21 protein-coding genes are annotated in these 23,135 nt (G+C 43.8%); 19 read left to right on the top strand and 2 right to left on the bottom strand.

Annotation, left to right across the window (positions count from 1 at the left end; all coding sequences use genetic code 11):
* Window positions 1-216 precede the first annotated feature (216 nt).
* Window positions 217-1,776 carry a ribosomal protection-like ABC-F family protein gene (gene abc-f / locus NST59_RS15980; protein WP_338595129.1) on the top strand — a complete coding sequence of 520 codons (1,560 nt, stop codon included), beginning with the start codon at window positions 217-219 and terminating at the stop codon, window positions 1,774-1,776.
* Window positions 1,777-1,791: 15 nt separating this feature from the next.
* Here the strand turns inward: abc-f and NST59_RS15975 are convergent, their stop codons facing one another.
* On the bottom strand, window positions 1,792-3,201 hold the full coding sequence (locus tag NST59_RS15975) for a polysaccharide deacetylase family protein (RefSeq protein ID WP_047203008.1): 1,410 nt from the start codon (window positions 3,199-3,201) through the stop codon (window positions 1,792-1,794).
* 323 nt (window positions 3,202-3,524) lie between these two features.
* On the opposite strand from NST59_RS15975, the gene NST59_RS15970 reads away from it, so the two are divergent.
* The 4 genes from NST59_RS15970 to NST59_RS15955 all read left to right on the top strand — a co-directional run bounded on the left by NST59_RS15970 (window position 3,525) and on the right by NST59_RS15955 (window position 6,837).
* A complete protein-coding gene (locus NST59_RS15970; RefSeq protein ID WP_180272443.1) occupies window positions 3,525-4,553 on the top strand; it encodes a FecCD family ABC transporter permease in 1,029 nt (342 codons plus the stop codon).
* Window positions 4,550-5,551 carry a FecCD family ABC transporter permease gene (locus NST59_RS15965; protein ID WP_064498011.1) on the top strand — a complete coding sequence of 334 codons (1,002 nt, stop codon included), beginning with the start codon at window positions 4,550-4,552 and terminating at the stop codon, window positions 5,549-5,551. The genes NST59_RS15970 and NST59_RS15965 overlap by 4 nt, the downstream gene beginning before the upstream one ends.
* 17 nt (window positions 5,552-5,568) lie before the next feature.
* The gene (locus NST59_RS15960) at window positions 5,569-6,468 is read left to right on the top strand and encodes an iron-hydroxamate ABC transporter substrate-binding protein (RefSeq protein ID WP_039183325.1); all 900 of its coding nucleotides are present in this window, start codon (window positions 5,569-5,571) and stop codon (window positions 6,466-6,468) included.
* 144 nt (window positions 6,469-6,612) lie between these two features.
* Window positions 6,613-6,837: a phage holin gene (locus NST59_RS15955; RefSeq protein ID WP_039181582.1), complete on the top strand. Its 225-nt coding sequence runs from the start codon at window positions 6,613-6,615 to the stop codon at window positions 6,835-6,837.
* 86 nt (window positions 6,838-6,923) lie between these two features.
* Here NST59_RS15955 and slrR read toward each other — a convergent pair whose 3' ends face one another.
* Window positions 6,924-7,394: an HTH-type transcriptional regulator SlrR gene (slrR, locus tag NST59_RS15950; RefSeq protein WP_058837587.1), complete on the bottom strand. Its 471-nt coding sequence runs from the start codon at window positions 7,392-7,394 to the stop codon at window positions 6,924-6,926.
* A gap of 257 nt (window positions 7,395-7,651) precedes the next feature.
* On the opposite strand from slrR, the gene NST59_RS15945 reads away from it, so the two are divergent.
* The 14 genes from NST59_RS15945 to nikA all read left to right on the top strand — a co-directional run bounded on the left by NST59_RS15945 (window position 7,652) and on the right by nikA (window position 23,123).
* Window positions 7,652-8,383, top strand: a complete 732-nt coding sequence (locus tag NST59_RS15945) for a YveK family protein (protein WP_024423528.1) — start codon at window positions 7,652-7,654, stop codon at window positions 8,381-8,383.
* Window positions 8,373-9,056 (top strand): CpsD/CapB family tyrosine-protein kinase, encoded by a 684-nt coding sequence (locus tag NST59_RS15940; protein WP_024423527.1) that lies wholly within the window; start codon window positions 8,373-8,375, stop codon window positions 9,054-9,056. Before NST59_RS15945 ends, NST59_RS15940 begins: the two co-directional genes overlap by 11 nt.
* A gap of 165 nt (window positions 9,057-9,221) precedes the next feature.
* Window positions 9,222-11,096: a polysaccharide biosynthesis protein gene (locus NST59_RS15935; RefSeq protein ID WP_039181574.1), complete on the top strand. Its 1,875-nt coding sequence runs from the start codon at window positions 9,222-9,224 to the stop codon at window positions 11,094-11,096.
* Window positions 11,062-12,210 (top strand): glycosyltransferase family 4 protein, encoded by a 1,149-nt coding sequence (locus NST59_RS15930; protein ID WP_144491524.1) that lies wholly within the window; start codon window positions 11,062-11,064, stop codon window positions 12,208-12,210. Before NST59_RS15935 ends, NST59_RS15930 begins: the two co-directional genes overlap by 35 nt.
* On the top strand, window positions 12,203-13,042 hold the full coding sequence (locus tag NST59_RS15925) for a glycosyltransferase family 2 protein (RefSeq protein ID WP_064498013.1): 840 nt from the start codon (window positions 12,203-12,205) through the stop codon (window positions 13,040-13,042). The genes NST59_RS15930 and NST59_RS15925 overlap by 8 nt, the downstream gene beginning before the upstream one ends.
* The gene (locus NST59_RS15920; RefSeq protein WP_268502058.1) at window positions 13,035-14,165 is read left to right on the top strand and encodes a glycosyltransferase family 1 protein; all 1,131 of its coding nucleotides are present in this window, start codon (window positions 13,035-13,037) and stop codon (window positions 14,163-14,165) included. Before NST59_RS15925 ends, NST59_RS15920 begins: the two co-directional genes overlap by 8 nt.
* Before the next feature lie 14 nt (window positions 14,166-14,179).
* A complete protein-coding gene (locus tag NST59_RS15915) occupies window positions 14,180-15,283 on the top strand; it encodes an EpsG family protein (protein WP_059376647.1) in 1,104 nt (367 codons plus the stop codon).
* 27 nt (window positions 15,284-15,310) lie between these two features.
* Window positions 15,311-16,333, top strand: a complete 1,023-nt coding sequence (locus NST59_RS15910; protein ID WP_327842131.1) for a glycosyltransferase family 2 protein — start codon at window positions 15,311-15,313, stop codon at window positions 16,331-16,333.
* A gap of 11 nt (window positions 16,334-16,344) precedes the next feature.
* Window positions 16,345-17,367, top strand: a complete 1,023-nt coding sequence (locus NST59_RS15905) for a polysaccharide pyruvyl transferase family protein (protein ID WP_239690719.1) — start codon at window positions 16,345-16,347, stop codon at window positions 17,365-17,367.
* A 28-nt stretch (window positions 17,368-17,395) separates the two neighbouring features.
* Window positions 17,396-18,910 (top strand): MATE family efflux transporter, encoded by a 1,515-nt coding sequence (locus tag NST59_RS15900; protein WP_064498018.1) that lies wholly within the window; start codon window positions 17,396-17,398, stop codon window positions 18,908-18,910.
* A gap of 20 nt (window positions 18,911-18,930) precedes the next feature.
* On the top strand, window positions 18,931-19,524 hold the full coding sequence (locus tag NST59_RS15895; RefSeq protein ID WP_039181552.1) for a sugar transferase: 594 nt from the start codon (window positions 18,931-18,933) through the stop codon (window positions 19,522-19,524).
* On the top strand, window positions 19,487-20,176 hold the full coding sequence (locus NST59_RS15890; RefSeq protein WP_064498019.1) for an acetyltransferase: 690 nt from the start codon (window positions 19,487-19,489) through the stop codon (window positions 20,174-20,176). The genes NST59_RS15895 and NST59_RS15890 overlap by 38 nt, the downstream gene beginning before the upstream one ends.
* Entirely contained in the window at window positions 20,173-21,351 is a 1,179-nt protein-coding gene (locus tag NST59_RS15885; RefSeq protein ID WP_106025603.1) for a DegT/DnrJ/EryC1/StrS family aminotransferase, read from the top strand. Before NST59_RS15890 ends, NST59_RS15885 begins: the two co-directional genes overlap by 4 nt.
* A 149-nt stretch (window positions 21,352-21,500) precedes the next feature.
* A complete protein-coding gene (gene nikA, locus NST59_RS15880) occupies window positions 21,501-23,123 on the top strand; it encodes a nickel ABC transporter substrate-binding protein (protein WP_126682324.1) in 1,623 nt (540 codons plus the stop codon).
* The last annotated feature ends 12 nt before the right edge of the window (window positions 23,124-23,135 follow it).

Genomic DNA, 23,135 nt, shown 5'->3' with positions numbered 1-23,135 from the left:
TTGCCATGTTTGCTGCGTTTTCATTTTTTAGCTTCGGAATAGGATGGTACAGCTTGGGAATCAAAGAATGAGGTGATTGATACGTGGGATGTGTGTGTTCAAATTGGAACGGCACACCATACTGGATCAATCCGCTTATTTTTGTACACCATTTTGCCTCCTATTCTGAGAATGGGAGGCTTTTTCATGTCTCCTGATACGAAAGGAGAGGATTGGATGTTATTAAAAGCCAATCAGTTAAAGGTATTTCGAAAAGATCGCTTGTTATTTGATATTGAGGAACTAGCCATCCATCAAGATGATCGCATTGGTCTTGTAGGGACAAATGGCAGCGGCAAAACGACTTTATTACATGTGCTGGCGGGGCAGGAAACACCAGACAGCGGCACGGTGGCCGCCACTGCGACTTGTACCCTGCTTCCACAATTGAAACAAGGAGATGGCAGACAGAGTGGCGGTGAAATGACCCAGACTTATATTGAAAGAGCATTAAGCCGGCCGTCAGCCCTTTTATTAGCAGATGAACCGACAACTCATTTGGATACAGAGCATATTGAGTGGCTGGAAGATAAGCTGCGTCATTATCAGGGAGCTCTCATTGTTGTTTCACATGATCGTGCTTTTTTAGATGCAATTTGTACGGAGATTTGGGAGCTAGATCATGGGAAGCTTCATCATTACAAAGGCAACTACACACATTTTGCACAGCAAAAAGAGCTGGCACATCGTCAGCAGGTGGAAGCGTACGAAGCTTATACACAAAAGAAAAAACAATTAGAGCATGCACTGGAAAAGAAAAAGAAAAAGGCGGACAAAGCGACAAAGCCATCCCAAAAGGTGAAATCCTCAGGACCTAAAATTGCAAAGCCCTACTATGCAAATAAGCAAAAAAAGCTGCAAAAAACAGCCAAATCCATTGAAACCAGGATGGAGAAATTAGAAAAGGTTGAGAAAGTAAAGGACATTCAGCCGATCCAAATGACTCAGCATACGATGAAGGAAGTAGCTAGCCGTACCATTTTGCGCGTGGAAAATGTAGATGGCAAGGCGGGCGATAAAGTGCTTTGGAAGCAGGCAAATGTGGAAGTGAGGGGCGGAGACAAGGTTGCTATTATCGGAAAGAACGGGAGCGGCAAAACGACATTTCTCCGTATGTTAGTGAATGGACATCCCGGAGTTACTCGCTCAGAGGCTGTCAAGCTAGCGTACTTCCGTCAGGATCTTTCAGGACTGAAGGTAGATGAATCGATTTTACAAAATGCGCTGAAAGAGGCAGTTCAAGAAGAGACAGTGGTTCGAACGGTTTTGGCGAGACTAGGATTTAGAGGGGATGATGTGCATAAGCCTGTTGGCGTATTAAGCGGGGGAGAACGGGTGAAAACGATGCTTGCGTCCTTACTCGTCAGTGATGCCAATGTTCTCATGCTGGATGAACCGACGAACTTTTTAGATCTGGCCGCAGTTGAAGCACTTGAAGGTCTCTTGAAGGATTATCCAGGTACCGTTGTGTTTGTTTCCCACGATCGCAGGCTGATTGAGGAGGTTGCCACTCGTATTTTCCATATTCATGAGGAACGTATTGAAGGATTTGACGGCACATATGAAGCATATAAACAAAAGGAAGAAAAACCAGCTGTGACAAATAGAGAAGAGGAGCTTCTGTTAATTGATATGGAGCTGTCTGAAGTGCTCAGCCGTTTAAGTATTGAGCCGTCGCAAGAGCTTGAAGAGAGATTTCAAGCATTATTGAAGCAAAAAAAGTCTTTGGAGTCATAAAACAAAAACCCCTGTTTACTCTACAGGGGTTTGTTCATGTCGTTCTTTTTTTAATTGTTCAAGTTCACTCACTGTGACGAGCTGGTAGCCTTGTTTGGTGAGTTCACGGATGATCTTTACTGCTGCTTGAGCTGAGCTTTCATAAATATCGTGCATTAACACTGTTCTGCCATCTGCTGCATGTGAGAGAACGCGGTTTGTGATCTGCTGGCTGTTGCGGATTTTCCAATCCTCAGGATCAACATCCCACAAAGTGACCTTCATCCCAATCGCCTCATTGATGTCTTGATTTGTACCGCCATATGGCGGTCTAAAGTGCGTAGGTGTATATCCGCTTGCTTTCTCAATCAGCTGCTGGGTGTCCTTCACTTGTTTCACGGCTTCTTCTAAAGGCAGTCTTGTTAATAAAGGGTGATTGTAGGAATGGTTTCCGATCTCATTCCCGCCTTTTAGAATGTCGGCAAGCATTCCAGGATAATACTGCACCCTGCTGCCTAAGACGAAAAAGGTGGCATGTCCTTTATTTTTCTTGAGCGCATCTAAAATTTTTGATGTTGTCGCTGGATTCGGTCCATCATCAAATGTGAGTGCGATGGCTTTTTTATTCGGGTCAAGCTTTGATTTTTGCGGAAGCTTGACGGCTTTTCTTTTTGGATTCGGTTCTTTCATTTCATTTTTATTTTTGATTTTATCCATATATTCTGGCTTTAATATGTCCTTCAGCAATGTCTTTTTGATTGCGAGTGTTTGCGGACCAAGATCCTCTGCGGCTACTTGAGATGCAGGGAAATAAAATTCTACATATTTGTCTTTCAAGGCAAATTGACTGAAGTTTTGAGCATCAGGGGCTGTTCCTTTCTGAAGGAGAGGCTGATCCTTAGATAAGGTTTTGTCCTTTCGAAGCTCCGTATATGTAATATAGGATAATTTCTTTAAATAATTGGTTTTAGGCAGAAATAGATCTTTTGTGTCAAGAAAGGTTTTTTTCTGAAAATCAAAGTTAATCGTGAGATGATTGGTGGTTCCATTTTGCTGGCCAGTATACGTATAGGTCGTAAAGCGAATGGCAGCAGACTGCTTTGCATAATGCACCATTTCATAATCAATATTCAGTTCATAGCGTTTATGTTCATCGATATCCTTTGCTTCGCTGAATGTTTTTTTGAAATGCTCTAATGCTGAATTGGCATAGCTTTGAATCTTGTCATCTAGCTCTTTTTGATGAAAAAGAGGATAGTTGACTGCATATCTCATAAATTTCCCGTCATTTACGAGAGTGACAATTTCCACGTTTTTATAGTTCGTATCTTGCTTTACATTTTTCTTCTCTGTACCGCTTGCTTGTTGATTTTGAAAGAAAGCAACTGCTCCAATGACGACTGCAAGCGCAAATAGGACGATACTCCATTTTCCCTTTACTGACACAACTTTCAAATCTCCTCTCATGACGGGTCATTCTTTATTATTTTGACATCTGTTTGTAATATTTTTATAACATTTGACTTACTTTTGTAATTTTAGTGGATATTCATGCAAAATGTCAACTATTTTCCTATTAAAATATGAGAAAACATGATAGGTCGTTCTGTGAGGCAAAAAGAACCCCGCCTTTCTCTACTCCGCACATACCTTCATTAATTAAAAAATAGGGTGTACATTGATTTTTTAGAGGCTGGCGGCTATAATTTTGTTGATTATGATTCTCATTTTCAAACTGACTTTTAATGAAGAAAAGGATGACACCGATTTTGCAGGATAAGCGAAAACCTCAACAAAAGCGATCATCACATATTCTGTTCTTTTTAATATTTTTTCTCGCCGTTATTGGTTTAGCGGCTGCCATGTTTTTTGCTGTGTCATACGGTGCAAAAACATTGTCTCTGCAAACGGTTTGGACAGCTGTATTTGACTATCAGTCAAATGTCACAGAGCAGCAGATCATCCATGAATTAAGACTTCCACGTGTTTTAGGGGCAGCTCTAGTGGGAGCGGCGTTTGCCGTAGCGGGTGCTCTTATGCAGGGCATCACAAGAAATCCACTGGCAGATGCGGGGATTTTGGGTATTAATGGCGGTGCGATGTTTGTGGTCGCTCTCTGTTTTGCTTTTTTCCCAGGAATGCCTTATTCGGCACTGATGTTTTTCTCCTTTATTGGTGCTGTGCTCAGTACGCTACTGATCTTTGCGATTGGGGCGGCTGGCGGCGTATTGACACCGCTGCGTCTCACTGTAGCAGGAGCGGTTGTCGCCGCATTGCTTCATGCGCTCAGCTCTGGGATCGCGATTTATTTTGACCTGAGTCAGGATCTGGCTTTTTGGTATGCAGGCGGGGTAGCTGGTGTGAAATGGCCGCAGCTGACGATTCTTGCTCCGGTCATTCTGATTGTGATCGTATGGGCAATACTATTAGGCCGGTCACTTTCCTTACTATCGCTCGGTGAAGATACAGCGGCGAATTTAGGGGTGAAAACCCGACAAGTGCGAATACTAGGCATGACCGCTGCTGTGTTATTAGCAGGGGTTTCTGTATCAGCAGTCGGGTCGATTGGGTTTGTCGGTCTCGTCATCCCGCATATTGCACGAAAGCTTGTTGGTGTAGACTATCGTTTCGTTATTCCGATGTCAGCGATATTAGGCGCAATGCTGCTTGTCTTTGCAGACCTTGCCAGCCGTACAGTCAATCCGCCAAGAGAGCTTGCCATTGGTGTGATGGTGGCACTTGTTGGTGTTCCTTTCTTCTTATACATTGCCCGAAAAGAAGGGAGGAACCTGTCATGAGAGAGAAACAGCGTGCTCTTGCCGTGACAGTCGCTTTGATTTGCCTGAGTGCGGCTGTTGTTCTGTATAGTTTAAATACCGGTACGCTGAAACTCAGCCCTGTCATGGTCGTCAAGACGTTATTTGGCTTTGGAGATTTCCAAAGTGAAACGGTGCTGTTTGACTATCGTCTGCCTCGAATCGTGGTGACGATGTTAGCTGGTATTGGTCTTGGCATTGCTGGCGGCATTTTGCAGAGCTTATCCCGTAACCCTCTGGCCGATCCTGGAATCATTGGACTGAATGCAGGGGCAGCATTTGGCTTAATTGTGTTTGTGACATATTTTCATGCACTTGAAGGCAATCCGTCTCTTCTTATTCCGCTCTTTACGTTTGGCGGCGGACTGCTTGCGGCAGCGGTTATTGTGCTTCTTGCATATGACCGGCATGAAGGGCTTGTTCCTATCCGTCTGATCTTAGTTGGCATTGCGGTTGCTGCGGGATTTAGTGCACTCACCTTATATTTGTCATTGAAGCTGGATGAAGATACATACACGTTTGCTTCGAGATGGCTTGTGGGCAATGTATGGGGGAGAGACTGGATTCATGTACTGGCACTTCTGCCTTGGATTGTATGCCTTGTGCCGCTTACGCTGATGCAGTCAAACACGCTCAATGCATTGACATTAGGAGACGCTGTCGCCTCAAGTGTAGGTGTACGAGTCCAGCGTAAACGTCTCCTCTTGCTGACCTTAGCGGTAGGCCTCGCGAGTGCAAGTGTTTCGATGACAGGCGGTATTGGCTTTATTGGCCTCGTCGCCCCGCATTTGGCTAGACGGCTGGTCGGGTCACTGCATCAGTATTTTTTACCAGTTAGTGCGCTGCTTGGTTTGTTGATTTTGGTCAGTGCCGATACAATCGGGCGATCTATCTTTGCTCCAAATGCCATACCAGCGGGTGTGGTCGTGGCCTTTATCGGTGCCCCGTATTTTCTCTATTTATTAACTAAAACGAAATAAACATGAAAGAGGAACTCATCATGAAAAAACTACTAGTGTTTGGATTAACGCTCTGTTTCTTGCTGCTTGCCGCTTGCGGACAACAGGAAACAAAGAATACAACAAATGAAAAGACCAATGGAACACCAAAGATTGCTTCCTTGTCCATTCATTTAACGAATGACTTGTTAGCACTCGGTATCAAACCAGCGGGCTCTGTTGTAGGAGGAGACTTAAAAGATTTCCTTCCACATGCGAAAAAGCAGCTGAGTCAGACGAAGAAGCTCGGCATTGCAGCTGATCCAGATATGGAATCACTGCTTGCGTTACAACCAGATGTTATTTATGTTGATGAAGAATTAGCCGGACAAGACTTATCGAAATATAAGAAGATCGCCAAAACAGAAGTGTTTAATTTAAATGATGGCACATGGCGGGATCACTTGAAAAAAATCGCCAAACACGTCAATAAAGAAAAAGAAGCGGACCAATATATTAAGAATTACAATCAAGAAGCAAAAGAAGTCAAATCGCTCATCAAGAAAAAGATTGGAAACGGAAAAGTCATGGCGATCCGTGTGACAGCAAAGGAGCTTCGCGTATTTAGCATGAAGCGCCCAATGGGTCCTATTTTATACGATGATTTAGGCCTGACACCTGTCGATGGTGTGAAAAAGCTGGACAGCAAGCGCCCATTTGAAGTGATTTCTCAAGAGGTTCTTCCTGACTATGATGCTGATGCGATCTTTGTTGTCGTCAACCGTGATGATAAAGCGCAGCAGGCATTCAAGCAATTAGAAAAGACTCCGATTTGGAAGGGTCTAAAAGCAGTGAAGAAAAACCAAGTCTATCCGATTGCCGATCAGCCTTGGCTCGATTACTCAGCTCTAGGCAATAAAATGGCATTGGATGAAGCAAAAGAGATGTTTTCTAAATAAATAGCAAATGAAATCAGGCATCATTCCGCATATAGGAATGATGTCTCTTTTTTTGATTCGTTCTTCTATTCATTTGGCTGCTGCATACATATGAGAGAGAACGAGCAATACCGCCCGTAAGAAGAGGAAAGGGAGGGGTTACAGTTGGAGGTTCAAAAAATTAGTGCAGGTACCATTGCAAGGCTTGTGCTGCTTTTACTGGCGCTTATTAACAGTGCGTTAACTGCTGCAGGAAAAAGCCCAATTCCTATTGATGAAGAAGGCGTTCAGCAATTCATCACGCTGGCCTTTCTTGGGATTACATCACTATGGGCCTATTGGAAAAACAATGATATAACGAAAAAAGCACGAACAAAAAAAGAAGAATAAGAGAAAAAAGAGCCTTTCATGAATCAAAGGCTCTTTTTCATCGAAGCGTCAAACGCCTCTCCCCGCAATCATTCTTCCTGAAAGGCTTACGCCCGGCGTTCTCCCATGTTGTTGAGGAAAGCTTTTACTTCCTCAATGCTTAAGCCAATTGCCTTCGCTTCACTCATTAGACGCTTCCATTCTGCAATATTTGAGTCAGTCAGCTTTCTATGGGTGACATGTATCGACTTTTCTTCCTGCTCCTTTCGGTACGTTTGGAGCAGCTGATAGAGCTCTTCTTTAGGCATGCCGGCTTGGACGGCATTGACGATATGCTCCCGCCATTCGTGTTCATCACCCTCAGTGTAATGAAACATCATCGTCTCTGCATCAAACAGCTCTTGTAAATCAATCTCTAATGAAGAGGATACCTTTTTTAAGAACTGGACAGATGGATTCCTGTGGACACCACGCTCAATTTTGCTCAAATATGACTTAGAGACATGAGCATCCTCAGCCAGCTGCTGAATCGAGTATCCTTTTCTCTTTCGGTAAATGCGTATCACCTTGCCTATCATTCGATCAATGATCTCCCTTCTCCCCGGCGAATAGTTCTGCGACCTTTTCGTTCATTATAAGAAATAAATTGTTCTTTATAAAATTCAAAAACGTAAGAATCAGGAAGTAAACAAAAGAAAACGAACGATTTCGTTCTTTAAAAAGAACTATAAGACCTATTATGACATTTTTCTTTGCGGGTATTATCTTTTATAATCCAATCATTAACAAAAAGAAACCATATATAACCTTTTTATGATGAAATCGGGAGGTATCTATGAATGAGAATATAGGTTTTAAGCAGCTGTTTTCTGTCATTAAAGAGAAAATGGCCCTTCTGATCCTGATTGTCCTGATCGTAACGGGCATTTCAGCCTATTATCAGTTCTATGTCTCGACTCCTGTATATCAGGCAACCACTCAAATTCTTGTTCATAAACGCAGCAATGACGCACAAGCAGATTTAAACGATATTCAGATGAACCTTCAATATACACGTACCTTTCAAGTTTTATTAAAAAGCCCAATTGTCATTGAAAAAGTAAAAGAAACACTCCATCTCACAGAATCAGCAGAAGGACTAAAACACAAAATTGCCACAAGTACAGAAAATGAGTCTGAGGTCATCAATATTTCTGTACAAGATGAGGATCGCGCGAAGGCAGTCGCCATTGCGAATACTGCAACAGAGGTGCTGCAAGAAGAAATCAAAAAAACAATGAATATGGATCGCATTAATGTTTTGTCTGAAGCCAAGCTGTCCAACACGATTCTGATGAATTCGAGAAAATTCGTTCATATCGTTCTGGCACTAGGCGCCTCTTTATTAGGGGGAATGACACTCATTTTCTTAATGAATTTACTCGATGATACTGTAAAACGAACACATCAAATAAGAGAAGAGATCGGATTGCCGTCCCTTGGCAGTGTCTATCAGATGCAGGCAGACAGGAGGGCCAAAAAAGACAAGCAGTCCGTCATAACGGGAGGACAGAACATTGATCTTTAAGAGGAAGAAGAGAGAAAAGAGAGATTTATCCTGTATTTCTGTATTAAATCCTCACTCTGTCATTGCGGAACAATTCCGTACGATCCGAACAAACATCGAATTCACATCGATCCAAACAAGGCTGAAATCGATATTAGTGACCTCCTCCTTGCCGAAGGAAGGGAAATCATTTACGGCTGCAAACTTAGCAGCTGTTTTTGCACAGCAGAACAAGCGGGTGCTGCTCATGGACGCTGATTTGCGAAAGCCGGCCGTTCATGAATATTTTGACCTGAGTCATCACACCGGTTTGACAAATGTGCTATTAAATAATTGCAGCTTGGAAGAAGCTATTTTACCTACACCGATTGAGCATTTAGAGCTGCTTCCGAGCGGAACCATTCCGCCGAATCCAGCAGAGCTGCTCTCCTCTTCTGTGATGAAGCAGCTATTTTATGAGATTGAACAGCAATATGACATGGTGATTGTTGATTCCACGCCGCTTCTGCCAGTTGCAGATGCAAAGATCTTGGCGAACCGGACGGATGGGAGCATTCTCGTTGTCTTAAGCGGCAAAACAAAGATTGCTGCTGTGAAGAAATCAAAAGAAGTATTAGAGGGAACAACAAGTAAACTGCTTGGAGCTATGCTAAATGGCAAGAAAGAGAAAAAGGGCAGGCTGTACATGTATTAAAAAGATTGATAGGTGATGTCTCCTAATCTTTAACAATGGAGGCACTCGATCCTGCTGTGGGCACAACCGGTGCCTTAGATGCTCGTCATCAGTAGTGGGATGTGAGGACGGGTTTGATGCCCATGTTACGTAAGAATAGTGATGCTTTAAAAAGGGGGAGGAGCGTTGACTTACGCCCAAAGATTATCAATCATCGTAGCACTAGATTCATATCTCATCTTAGTTGCCGTCTTTTTTGGTTTTCAATTTGTCCAAGAGGCGGCTTTAACCGTTTATACATTTGAAATGCTCGCCATTTCTTCACTCAGTCTGCTCATTGGGCACCATCTATTTGCCTGCATATTTCATGTGTACAAGCAAGTATGGGCTTATACAGGAGTAAGAGAGTTATTTTCTTTAATGAAGACCTTTGTGTGTTCTTTTTTATTTTCGATGACGATGCTGTACCTTTTCGTGCAGACATGGCCATTTCGGTTTTTATTCATCGTGTGGCTTTTTCATATCTTATTCATCGGTGCCTCTCGGATGGCTTCCAGGCTATTTCATGACGGAGCAAAGCGGCTTCAGGCAGAAAAGGAGCGGGCATTAATCATTGGCGCCGGATCAGCGGGGACCATGCTCGTTCGTCAGCTACAGCAATCGAGTGATGTACATATTGAGCCAGTCGCCTTCATCGATGATGACAAGACGAAACATAGGCTTGAAATTATGGGTCTGCCTGTCATAGGAGGAAAAGAACAAATTCAAACAGCTGTCGTGATGATGGATATTCAGAAGATCATCATTGCCATTCCATCTAAAAGCAGCCACACCTTAAAAGGGCTGTATAAGGAATGTGTAGCGACTGGAGTCAAAACACAGATCATGCCGGAAATGGAGCAGATTTTAAAAGGAACCCATGCGCTGAATCAATTACGGGATGTACAGCCAGAGGATTTACTAGGGAGAGAACCGATTCAATTAGATACGAGCCGTCTATCTGCTCATTTAAAAGGAAAAACGATCATGGTCACAGGGGCAGGCGGATCAATTGGGTCAGAAATCTGCCGTCAAATTTGTGTGTTTGCTCCTCAAGCGATTGTACTTGTGGGACATGGAGAATTTAGCATTCATTCTATTTTACTAGAGCTGAAAGAATTATATGGAGACAGCATCAGACTCTATCCACAAATTGCGGATATTCAAGATAAACAGAAAATGAGTGAAATCGTTGGTCAGTTTCAACCGGATATGATTTATCATGCTGCGGCACATAAGCATGTTCCGCTCATGGAGATCAGTCCGAAAGAAGCTGTGAAAAACAATATTATCGGCACAAAAAATGTCGCGGAAGCCGCACACGAGCACGGCATTGAAACATTCGTCCTCATCTCATCTGACAAAGCAGTCAACCCTGCCAATGTGATGGGAGCCACTAAGCGGTTTGCTGAAATGCTGATTATGCAAATGGGGGCAAGCAGCGAAACAAAATTTGTCGCCGTTCGATTTGGAAATGTACTTGGAAGCAGAGGGAGCGTCATCCCTATTTTTAAGAAACAAATCGAGCAAGGCGGGCCGGTGACAGTCACGCACCCAGCCATGACAAGATATTTTATGACCATCCCAGAAGCATCAAGGCTTGTGATTCAGGCAGGTGCACTGGCAGAAGGAAGACAGATTTTTGTTTTAGATATGGGGGAGCCAGTGAAAATCGTAGACCTCGCAGAAAACCTCATTCACCTCTCAGGCTACACCACAGACCAGATTCCGATCACTTTCACAGGCATTCGTCCTGGGGAGAAAATGTACGAAGAACTACTGAACCAGCATGAAAAAGCACAGGAACAAATCTTCCCGAAAATTCATATCGGCCATGCGCTGGATGGTGACCCATATGTGCTGAACCGCTTTATACATGAATTTGACATGATGAGTGAAGAGCAAATGAGACAAGCATTATTTGCTGCCATTGAGTCGCATGATATGTTGTCCGAACAGATGAAACGAGAGGAGGAGCCGCTTGCCAATGAAGAAAAAAGTCTTGTTTTGCGCAACGGTTGATTATCACTTTAAGGCCTTTCATCTTCCATATTTCCGGTGGTTTCAGGAAAAAGGATGGGAAGTGCATACAGCGGCAAATGGCCAGCTGGAGCTGCCCCATGTGAATCAAGCTCACTCGATTCCGATTCAGCGCTCTCCTTTTCATGTCCGCAACCGGCTTGCGTATGTAGAACTGAAGAAGCTGTTAGCGAAAGAGCACTATGATTTCATCCATTGCCACACACCAATGGGAAGTGTCATTGGCAGGCTTGCAGCCAAAGGCGCGCGCAAAAAAGGAACGAAGGTTCTTTACACGGCACATGGCTTTCACTTTTGGCAGGGGGCGCCGCTTCAAAACTGGCTGCTCTATTATCCAATTGAGAGATTTCTTGCCCGCTATACAGACGCACTGATCACCATTAATGGGGAGGATTTTAAAAGAGCAGACCGTCTATCAAAAGAGCGGACATCTGTTTATTATGTGCCCGGTATGGGTGTGGATATGAAACGGTTCGCACCAGTTGATGAAAAAGAGAAACAGCGTCTCCGCGCAGCCTACGGCTTTTCTGCGGAAGATTTTATCGTACTGTGTGCTGGCGAATTAAACATGAATAAAAATCAAGGAATGCTCATCAAAGCATGTGCACAGCTGTCTAGGAAAATACCAAATATAAAGATCGTGTTTGCCGGGGAAGGGACAATGAGGCCAAACTATGAAAAGCTTACTCACCAGCTCCAGCTTGAAAAGCATGTTCACTTTGCTGGGTTTTGCAAACAAATGGAGGAATGGATGCATTTGAGCGATGTGTGTGTTTCCACCAGCTTGAGAGAAGGGCTCGGCATGAACCTGCTTGAAGCGATGTCGGCAGAAAAACCCGTGATTGCAACGGAGAATAGAGGGCATTGTGAGCTTGTCAAACATGGCGTCAATGGTTTTTTAGTTAAACCGCAAGATGTGAATGGTTTAGCTGATTACTTGCAGCAGCTCTATGACAAAAAGGATCAGCTGCCCCTCATGGGAAAAGCGGGACGATCTATCGCTCATGCATTTGCACAGGAGCAGACGGTCAGTGCAATGGAAGAAATTTATACAATTTATATGGATCAAGCAGAGAAGGTGATACAGCATGCGTAAACCAAAGGTGTCTATTATCATGGGTGTCTACAATTGCCAAGAGACAGTAGAAGAAAGTATTGAATCCATTCTTCATCAAACATATGAAAACTGGGAGCTCATCATATGTGATGACGCATCAACAGATGGCACTTATGAGAAAGTGCTGTCTTATACAAAACGACATCCTGAAAAAATTCGCATGATCCGTAATCAACAAAATCAAAGGCTCGCTGCCAGTCTCAATCGCTGTCTGGCTGAAGCGAGGGGAGAGTTGATTGCAAGGCAGGATGGCGATGATCTATCGGTGCCTGTTCGTTTAGAAAAACAGGTTCATTTCCTCGATACATATCCTGAATACGATGTGGTCGGTACGGCGATGACAGTTTTTGATGAAACGGGAACAAAGGGTGTACGGGCACTTGTTTCAGAGCCTGATCGGAAGGTGATGGCAAGAGGGACTCCTTTTTGTCATGGGACCATTATGATGAGGGCTTCTGCTTACAAAGCTTTAAATGGATATCGCTCTGTGAAAACAACAAGGCGGATGGAAGATATCGATCTTTGGATCCGCTTTTTTGCTGCTGGGAGGAAAGGCTTTAATTTACAAGAGCCGTTATATCTTGTGAGAGAGGATGAAGCAGCCTTTCAGCGGCGAAAGTTTCGATATTCGATGGATAATGCCTGGCTCGTTTTGAAAGCATGCTGGCTATTAAAGCTATCGCCGCTTGACTATTTATTTGCTCTAAAACCGGTGGTCCGTGCCTGCTTGTCACCGAAGGTCATGAAGCTTTATCATCGCCGGAAGCTGGCGTCGTCTATGCTGAAGAGGAGGGCTGTTCGGGATGAGTGAGCCAAAGCGCGTGCTTCATATTGTGGGCGGGATGAACCGCGGCGGAGCTGAAACGATGATTATGAACATCTATCGTGCACTCGACAGGAATGTCCTTCAATTTGATTTCATTACCCACCGGCAGGACGTCTGTGATTATGATGAGGAAATTCGCGAGCTTGGGGGACGCATCTTTTATGTCCCGAGTATTGGGGCGTCCTCTCCGGTTGCTTTTGTGAAAACATTGACAAAGACAATTAGGCAAACAGGACCCTATCAGGCCGTGCATGCACATACGGATTTTCAGACAGGCTTCTCCGCATTTGCTGCAAAACTAGCGGGTGTGAAGGTGCGCATTTGCCATTCGCATAATACAGCGTGGAAGCAGTCGCCAAACTGGCTGGATCATATGATGCTCAAAGGGTTTCGCCAGCTGATCTTTGCATTCTCTACACAGCTTGTTGCATGCGGCGAGGATGCCGGAGTCTTTTTATTTGGACAGAAAAAAATGCAGAACGGGCAAGTTGAGGTGCTGCCAAATGGGATTGATTTATCCCTTTTTTTTCAGCCTGATCCAGACGAAAAGGCGGAGATCAAAAAGCAGCTCTATCTTCGCGAAAAAAACATGATCATCGGTCATATTGGGCGGTTCCATGAGCAAAAAAATCATGTTTTTTTTATGGAGCTGGCCCAGACCTTAAAGAAGCAAGGCGTTTCATTTCAGCTTGTCCTCGTAGGAGATGGACCGCTGAAGCAAGTAGTCGAATCGTATGCGGAGAAGGCAGGCTTGATGGAGGACATTGTCTTTACAGGCGTCGTATCAGACGTTCCACAGTATATGAAAGCATTTGATGTTTTTGTGATGCCTTCCTTGTTTGAAGGTCTTCCGCTTGTATTAGTGGAAGCACAGGCATCTGGGCTGCCTTGTGTGATTTCAGATCATATTACAGAGGAAGTAGATTTAGGCTGCGGTCTTGTGAAAAGGATGTCGCTGCGAGATTCCGCGCATGAATGGATGAAGGCGGTGCTTGAAGCATATCATGCAGAACCTCCTCTTCAAGAGACCATTACCTCACAGCTTGAACAAAGAGGATTTGATGTGAAACAGAATATTACACGTGTGATGAATCTATATGGACTGTAAGGAAGGAATGGCAGATGGCGGTTTATTTGGTGAACATGATCATGGTCTATTTATGGTCGAGCTTTGCCGCATTTTACGGCAGACGTGATGATACCATTCAAAGCGGATGGCGGCCTAACAAGCTTCTTGTGTTTTTTCCGTTTTTGTTTCTTTGTATCGTGTCTGGTATTCGGTATAAAGTAGGAACCGATTTTGTCACATATGGACAGATGTATGAGTTCTCCATTAACTATGAAAAGCCTTGGCATATATTTGGATTCGGTGTGGATAAAGCCGCAACGGATCCAGGGTTTACGTTTATTTTATGGATGCTTAATCAACTGACTCATGATCCGCAAATCATGTATATCTCAGTCGGAGCCATTACTTATTTTTTTATTATCAAGACGCTTATTCAATATGGCCGTCCATTTGAGCTCAGTATGCTGCTTTTTCTTGGGACCTTTCATTATTATGCGTCATTTAATGGCATGCGTCAGTATATGGTGGCAGCGATTCTTTTTTATGCCATCCGGTTGGTGATCAATGGTCAGTGGAAATTGTATTTTCCGCTCGTCCTTGTATGTTCATTGTTTCATTCATCGGCTCTCATCATGATTCCTGTGTATTTTATTGTGAGGACAAAGGCTTGGTCTTGGATGATGCTGTTCTTATGCCTGATTTTCTTAGGCTTAACCGCGCTTTATGACCGTTTTGTCTCAGTGTTTGTCGTGATGCTGCAAGGAAGTTCATATGGTCATTACGAGGAATGGCTCACAACGAATACGAATGGAATGAATGTGACAAAAATCGGTGTCTTGATTTTGCCGCTTCTGCTCGCTTTCTTTTATCGAAAACGACTTCGTGAGCTGACACCTGAGAGTGATTACGTTGTGAATTTTTGTTTGCTTGGTTTCTTGTTTGGCATCCTTGCAACGAAAGATGTCATTTATGCAAGATTTCATATTTACTTTGGCTTGTATCAGCTCATTTTACTGCCATATTTCACACGCATTTTTGATCAGCGGTCTAATGTGTTTATGTATGTAGGGATTGCTGTTTGCTATATTCTGTACAGCATCATGCTGATGCCGTTCGATTCTTCGGTTTTGCCGTATAGAACGATATTTAATAAATAGATTTGAAGAAAGGTGGGGCATGCTGTAATGCCAGCTATCAGTCTATTGGTCGCAGTTTACAATACGAGTCAATATGTGGAGCAATGTCTTCAATCAATTGCAGATCAAAGCTTTTCCGATATAGAAGTCATTCTTATCAATGATGGATCGACCGACCGCAGCGGTGAATGGCTTGAAGCATTTGCTGAGCGTGATGAGCGTTTCCGGGTGATTCATCAATCCAATCAAGGGTTAGGCGCTGTGAGAAACAGGGGCATCGAGGAAGCGAAAGGGACGTACCTCGCCTTTGTGGATTCAGATGATATTCTCGCTCCTCATTACTGTGAAGCCATGTACGAAAAAGCCGAAATGACCGGGGCAGATCTTGTTGTGAGTGAGTATTGGATTCAATTTGAACAGTCAAAGCGAACGATACCAACGACGCTGTTAGACAAGCGGTCAGCTGAAAAAACGGATTTAATCAAAGCGTTATTACATGGAAACTTAACTGGATTCTCATGGAATAAGCTGTATCGGCGTGCCTTCATGGAAGAACATCACATTCGATTTCCGCTGCGGGGGGAGCTTGAGAACATTGAAGATCAATATGTGACGCTGCGCTGTTTTTCTTTATCACGCAGCATTGCTTTTGTTCATGAGCCCCTTTATTACTACAGGGTTCATCTGTCATCTATTGTGCAACGATATCAGAAGCAGTATTTTCATCATGGACTGACCTATTATCATGCACAGCGCTCGTTTTTAAAAGAGCATGATGACATCTCTCTATATGAGAAAGCATTAGACTTTTTTATCGTCAATCATACGCTTCATTGTATGCTCAACGAATGGAAGAGCCAAAATGACCTCTCCATTCAGGAAAAGCTTGATCACATGCGGGAAATGGTGACACACGATGCATTCCAGCATGCCGTCAAACAAGTGGAACCATCGAAGCTCACAGTTCGAAAGCGTATGATCTTATTTCTTGCTAAGTGCCGATTGATTTATCCGCTTTCTGCTGCGGCTTCTAGCTATCAAAAATGGATCGAATATCAGACAAGGAAATAGGGGTGATGGGATTGACATTGCAGCAATTGAAGGCAAACGCCGCAGAGTGGCTGCTCTTAAAGGTCAAATATCCGCTTGAGTATAGACTGAGCCGCCAAAGACTGCCAGAGCTGAGTCATCAGAAGAAAATCATTCTCACGCTGCTGCCGGGACATGATAATTTGGGGGATCATGCGATTGCCTATGCGAGTTATTGTTTTTTAAAGAAACACTTTCCAGCCTATGACATCATAGAAGTGGACATGAAAGAGATCTATCGCCTCGCTCGTCCGCTAAAGCGCAGCCGGCACCCAGAAGACATCGTTTGTATGATCGGTGGGGGCAATATGGGGGATTTATACCGATACGAAGAATGGACGAGACAATTTATCATCAAGACCTTCAAGTCCTATCCTATGATCCAGCTGCCTGCTACTGTTCATTTTACAGAAACAAAGAAAGGGAAACGGGAGGAGCGACGCGCCATACACACGTATAAGCAGCACCCAAGACTGCTCCTCATGGCAAGAGATCAAACAACCTATGAATGGATGAAGCAGCATTTTCCTGATCAAGATGTGTGGAAACAGCCTGATATGGTGCTGTCATTAGACGAATCATCAAAGGATGAAACACGTGAAGGGGTTTTGCTTTGTCTGCGTGAGGATCAAGAAGCATATCTCACAAAGGAGGAGCGCCAACAGCTACAGCAGTATATTCAAGAGACATATGATCAAGTCGGTTTAATCACAACGACAATTGGCAGACGGGTCGATCGAACAACTCGCTTAGATGAATTAACGGCTTTATGGACGGAGTTAAAACAAGCACAGGTCGTCGTGACAGATCGTCTGCATGGCATGATCTTTTGTGCGATCACTCATACACCGTGTGTTGTCCTGAGATCGTTTGATCATAAGGTAATGGAAGGATTTGAATGGGTGGCTCACCTTCCGTTTATGACCCTTTTAAAAGAACCAAATGAGGCCGCTGTGAAAGAGGCCGTTCATCAGCTGATGAAAACAAGTGGTCAAAAGGGAGAGGAAGCTGGATGAGGGCTCTTAAACGCTGCGTGAAAGCACAATGAATCGAGCGTTTCTTTATAATGCCAGTGCGAACTTAATCACATTTGTCCTGATGATGCTCATGTCTGTCTGTTTAACACCTTATATTGTTCATACACTTGGAGTGGAAGCATTCGGCTTAATCCATCTGACGCAAAATATGATCAACTATTTATCGGTCATTACCGCTTCGTTAAGTGCGGTTGTTGTGCGTTTTTTTTCTGTGGCGGCTCATAAAGGAGAGATGGAGAGGGCGCAGCGCTATCTCGCTTCCTATTTCGTCAGTTCGTTTTTACTATCTATTAGTCTCTTTTTGCTTTGTCTTTTCATATCTCATCAGCTGGTTGAGTGGCTTCATGTGCCCGATCATCTCGCAAAAGACACACAGACCGCCTTTATTTTAGGGGGTCTTTTATTTATGCTCAATTTCGTCATGTCTGGCATTGGGGCTGCACCGTTTTATGCGAATAAGCTCTATGTATCAAGTGTTGGACAGGCAATTCAAATGTTTCTGAGAGCACTGATGATTGTCATCCTGTTTACATGGACGACACCAGCCATTTGGCATATTCCACTTGCGGCCGTCATTGGAAGCTTAGCGGCTATGGGAATCGGTATCTATTATTTTAAAAAACTCATCCCTTGGTTTTCGTTTAAGTGGCGGCATGTCTCATTATCGTCTAGTCTCACTCTTGTTCGATCAGGGGTCTGGCATTCATTTGAGCAAATGGGGATTTTGTTGTTTTTACAAATTGATTTATTGATGACCAACTTGCTCATTGGAGCTGAAGCGACAGGCAAATATGCGGCGATTTTACAGTTTCCATTATTATTACGCACACTGGCAGGGACACTGGCCGTTGTGTTTGCACCAACAATCACGAAATTTTATTCGAATCACGACAAAGAGGGGCTCATTCAATATGCTGCAAACGCTATTAAGTGGAGCGGCTTATTTGTTGCGTTCCCAGCCGCGCTTTTAGGAGGTCTCGCTGGTCCGCTCATGCTTCTATGGCTTGGCCCTGCTTTTGAGGAGCTGAAATGGCTTCTCATGATTCATGCGGCTTATTTATGTTTGACCTTGATGTTTTTACCGCTCACATATGTGCCAACCGTGTTTAATCGTTTTAAAGTTCCTGCGGTTGTCACCCTTATATTAGGTGTGTCTAATGTGCTTTTTGCCTATGGATTGACTCATATGCTGCAGCTCGGTTTATATGGCATTGCATCCGCGGGGGCAATGGTTTTATTGATCAAAAATATTGTGTTTCTGCCATTTTATACGGCTAGCATCACGAATCAGAAACGCACCATCTTTTACAAGCATACGCTGGTTCCGCTTGCAGGAGCGCTATTTATTTGGGGCGTCTGCGCAGGAATTCAAGTGGTATATAACGTGACTTCATGGTGGGAGCTGTTTTGTATTGGCGGGCTTTGTTTCATTCTCTATATAGGCTACTTGTATGTGTTTGCAGGAACGAAACGAGAGCGGATGCAGCTGATGCGTAAGGTAAAACATGCGGTCTCCCGCTAATATGAAAAGGAGATGCAATGATGAAAAGAATGATCGATGTGATGGTGGCATTGACGCTGCTCATCGCAGGCAGTCTTCTTTTTCTTCTCATCTATGGACTGATTAGATGGAAAATTGGAACGCCTGTGGTGTTTCGGCAGAAGCGGCCTGGTCTGTATGGCAGGCCTTTTATGCTCTATAAATTTCGGACAATGACCGATGAACGCGACGAACATGGGGAGCTGCTGCCAGATCATCTGCGTTTAACAAAAACCGGCGCCTTGATTCGAAAGCTTAGTCTTGATGAATTGCCGCAGCTTGTCAATGTACTCAAAGGAGAGCTCAGTCTCGTCGGGCCAAGACCGCTTTTGATGGAGTATTTGCCTATGTATACAGAGGAACAAGCAAGGCGTCATCTTGTGAAGCCCGGCATAACAGGATGGGCACAGGTGAACGGCCGAAACACGCTTTCTTGGGAGGAGAAATTCACCTATGACCTTTGGTATGTCGAGCATCAATCGTTTTGGCTCGATATGAAAATTCTATGGATGACCTTGCTGAAAGTCATGAAAACAGAGGGGGTGCAGCAGCCGGATCATGCCACAGCTGAAAAATTCAAAGGAACCGATATGTAAAAAGCAAACCATTGGTTTAATTGGGGCTGGAGGACATAGCAAAGTCATCCAAGATCTCATTTTTGCACATTCCGATTACTCATTATGTGCGGTGTTAGATGATCAATTTGAAGAGGTGGTCACTCAAAGCGGGATTTTGTATGGACCGATCTCCATGAGTGAGCAGCTGAGAAAGACCATGCCACATATGAAATGGCTGATTGCAATCGGGCAAAATGAGATCAGACTGCTCATGAAGGAACGCCTCTCATTTGAAAATACAGCGTACGCCACACTCATTCATCCAGAGGCGGTCATAAGTCCGTCAGCTGTCATTGGAAGGGGGACTGTCGTGATGGCAAGGGCAGTGGTACAAGCAGATGCAGCCATCGGTGAGCATGCGATTATGAATACAGGATCTATCGTGGAGCATGACTGCATACTCGAATCGTTTGTGCACCTGTCACCAGGCGCGGTTCTGACTGGCGGTGTTTCCGTGCGGGAGGGTGCACATATTGGGGCAGGTGCCGTCGTGACACCGGGTACAACGATTGGAAGCTGGACGGTCATTGGGGCTGGAGCGGCAGTGACAAGAGATATACATGATCAGAAGGTCGCGGTAGGAATTCCTGCAATGGAAATCAAAGATCGGAAAGAAGGTGGGAAGTCATGAAAGAAAGGAAGCGAATTTACTTATCTCCTCCGCATATGAGCGGAAAAGAGGATCTCAAAATAGAGGAAGCCTTCAAGAGCAACTGGATTGCGCCGCTTGGACCGCTTGTGAATGAATTTGAGCAGACAGTAGCGGACTATGCAGGAGTGAAGTCAGGAGCGGCTTTATCCTCAGGAACAGCGGCGATTCACCTTGCTTTAAAGCTGATAGGTGTACAAAAAGGAGACATTGTCTTTTGTTCCACCCTCACGTTTGTTGCAACGGCAAATCCGATTTTATATGAACAAGCGTCGCCCGTTTTTATTGATTCTGAAAGGGAGACGTGGAATATGTGCCCGCTCGCTTTAGAGAAAGCCTTTGTTGAATCAAAACGTCTTGGTAAAAAACCTCGCGCGGTCATTGTCGTCCATTTATATGGGCAAAGTGCAAAAATGGACGAGATCATGGCTCTGTGTGAAGCATATGATGTACCCGTCATTGAGGATGCGGCTGAATCGTTAGGTGCGCTGTATAAAGGAAGAAAAAGCGGCTCAATGGGCAGGTTCGGTATCTATTCTTTTAATGGAAATAAAATCATTACAACATCAGGGGGCGGAATGCTTGTGAGTGATGATGAAGCTGCGATTGAACGATGCCGCTTTCTTGCGTCACAGGCCAGAGAACAAGCCATGCACTATGAGCATCAAGAGATGGGCTACAACTATCGCATGAGCAACCTCTTAGCAGGGGTCGGGATTGCTCAAATGGAAGTGCTGGACGAGCGTGTTGATCAAAAGCGCCGCATTTTCCAGCGTTATCAGGACGCTTTATCAGAAGCGGAGGGTCTTCATTTGATGCCAGAATATCAAGAAACGAAATCCAACCGCTGGCTGACGGCATTGACAATTGATCGTGATACAAAATTGTCTCCAGCAGATATCATTCTTGCTTTAGAAAAAGAACAAATCGAAGCAAGGCATGTATGGAAGCCGCTGCACCAGCAGCCGCTCTTTCGCCATTGCCCTTTTTATACTGCGGAAAAAGGGACGCCTGTATCCGAGCTGTTATTTGAGAGGGGGCTTTGTCTCCCGTCTGGAACGAGCATGACAGATGCAGATCAGGAGCGTATCATCCATATACTTCATGACATGCTGCGAGAAAAAACATTTACCTCTTCACAGGCTGCTCATTCGTAAGCAGCCTGCCTCTCTTTCTATCAAATTCCTCAATTTGTGGAATAATTAGGAATAAGTATTGTCATGTCGTTTCAAATATGATATTGACAAGGGCTCCCTTCCTCCTTAAAATGAAAATGATTATCAGCATCAATTAGGAGGAGCAACTTATGACTATTTGGAATAATTTTCCGAAAATTAAAATAAATACTGTGTTACCCTTCCTGCTTATTCTCTTTTTATTAGTAGGATGCTCTCAAACAAACAATGGAGCGGATGGAAACAAGGATCACCCTGACATGATCACAATGGCGTGGCCAAGAGATATTGGTGAAATGAATCCACACGTATACAACCCATCACAATTGTTTGCACAATCAATGATTTATGAGCCGTTGGTGAGCTATCAAAAGAATGGAAAGCTGAAACCAGAATTAGCGAAATCATGGGATGTTTCAAAGGATGGCAAGGTGTATACGTTCCATTTAAGAGACGGAGTAACATTCTCAGATGGCTCTGAATTTAATGCGGATATTGTTAAAAAGAACTTTGATACGATTTTAAAAAATAAAGATTTACATAGCTGGTTAGGTGTCATTAAGAAAATCAAAAAGACAGAAGCCGTTGATAAAAAGACATTTAAACTCACATTAACAGCACCATATTATCCAACTGTTCAAGAATTAGCCGTTGTTCGTCCAGTTCGTTTCTTAGGTGAAGCAGGCTTCCCTAAAAATGGAGATACGTCAAAAGGAATTGAAAAACCAGTGGGGACAGGCCCTTGGATTTTAAAAACATATAAGAAAGATGATTATGCTATTTTCGAACGAAACGATCATTATTGGGGAGAAAAACCAAAGGTAAAAGAAATCAAGGTAAAGGTTATCCCAGATGCGGAAACGAGAGTCATGGCATTTGAAAAAGGTGATGTGGATCTACTTTACGGAGAAGGAACCATTAGCCTTGATTCCTACAAACAGCTAGAGGCAAGCGGCAAGTATGAAACGAAAATGTCAGAGCCTGTTGCAACGAGACAGCTTGTCATGAACACAAAAGTGGATCAGCTGTCAGATGAGAAAGTGCGTCATGCCCTTCAATATGCCTTCAATAAAAAATCAATGGTAGAAGGGGTCACCTCTGGTTTAGAGGATGAAGCAGATCACATCTTGCCGACAAACATGCCGTATACGTCAAACATTCAGGTGAAGTCTTTCAAATATGATGTGGATAAAGCCAAAGCATTGCTGGATGAAGCGGGCTGGACACTTCCAAAAGGAAAATCCGTTCGTGAAAAAGATGGGAAAAAGCTTGAGTTCAGCATGATGTATGACTCGGCAGAATCGATTCAAAAAGCGATGGCAGAAACGCTGCAAGCCGAATGGGCAGCCGTTGGTGTCGGCGTCAAGCTTGAGGGTGTGGATTTGGCCACACAGGTTCAGCGCTTTAAAGCCAATAAGTTTGATATGAACTTCTTTAGCAACTACGGAGCGCCGTATGATCCGCATACGTTTATGAACGTTCTCTCATCAGATGGATTTGGATTCAAAGAAGCCATTTCAGCCTACCCAAATAAGGAAAAGCTGATCAAAGAAATGACGGAAATTCCATCAACAACAAATGAAAAGAAACGTAAAGCACTGTATTCGTCTGTCTTATCCTCTTTACAGGATCAAGGGGCAATTGTGCCAATCTCTTATTTTAAAAAGACAGCCGTTTATCAAAAAGCTGTGAAAGACTTTGAATTCCCTGCGAATCGTGATGAACAACCTTTCACAGGCATTAAGCTGAAGTAACAGAAGGAAGGT

This window comes from Bacillus sp. FSL R5-0439 (genome assembly GCF_038008805.1).
Classification (GTDB): domain Bacteria; phylum Bacillota; class Bacilli; order Bacillales; family Bacillaceae; genus Bacillus; species Bacillus safensis.
The sequence above is the reverse complement of the archived record's forward strand: the minus strand, read 5'-3'. Positions and strand labels throughout refer to the sequence as shown.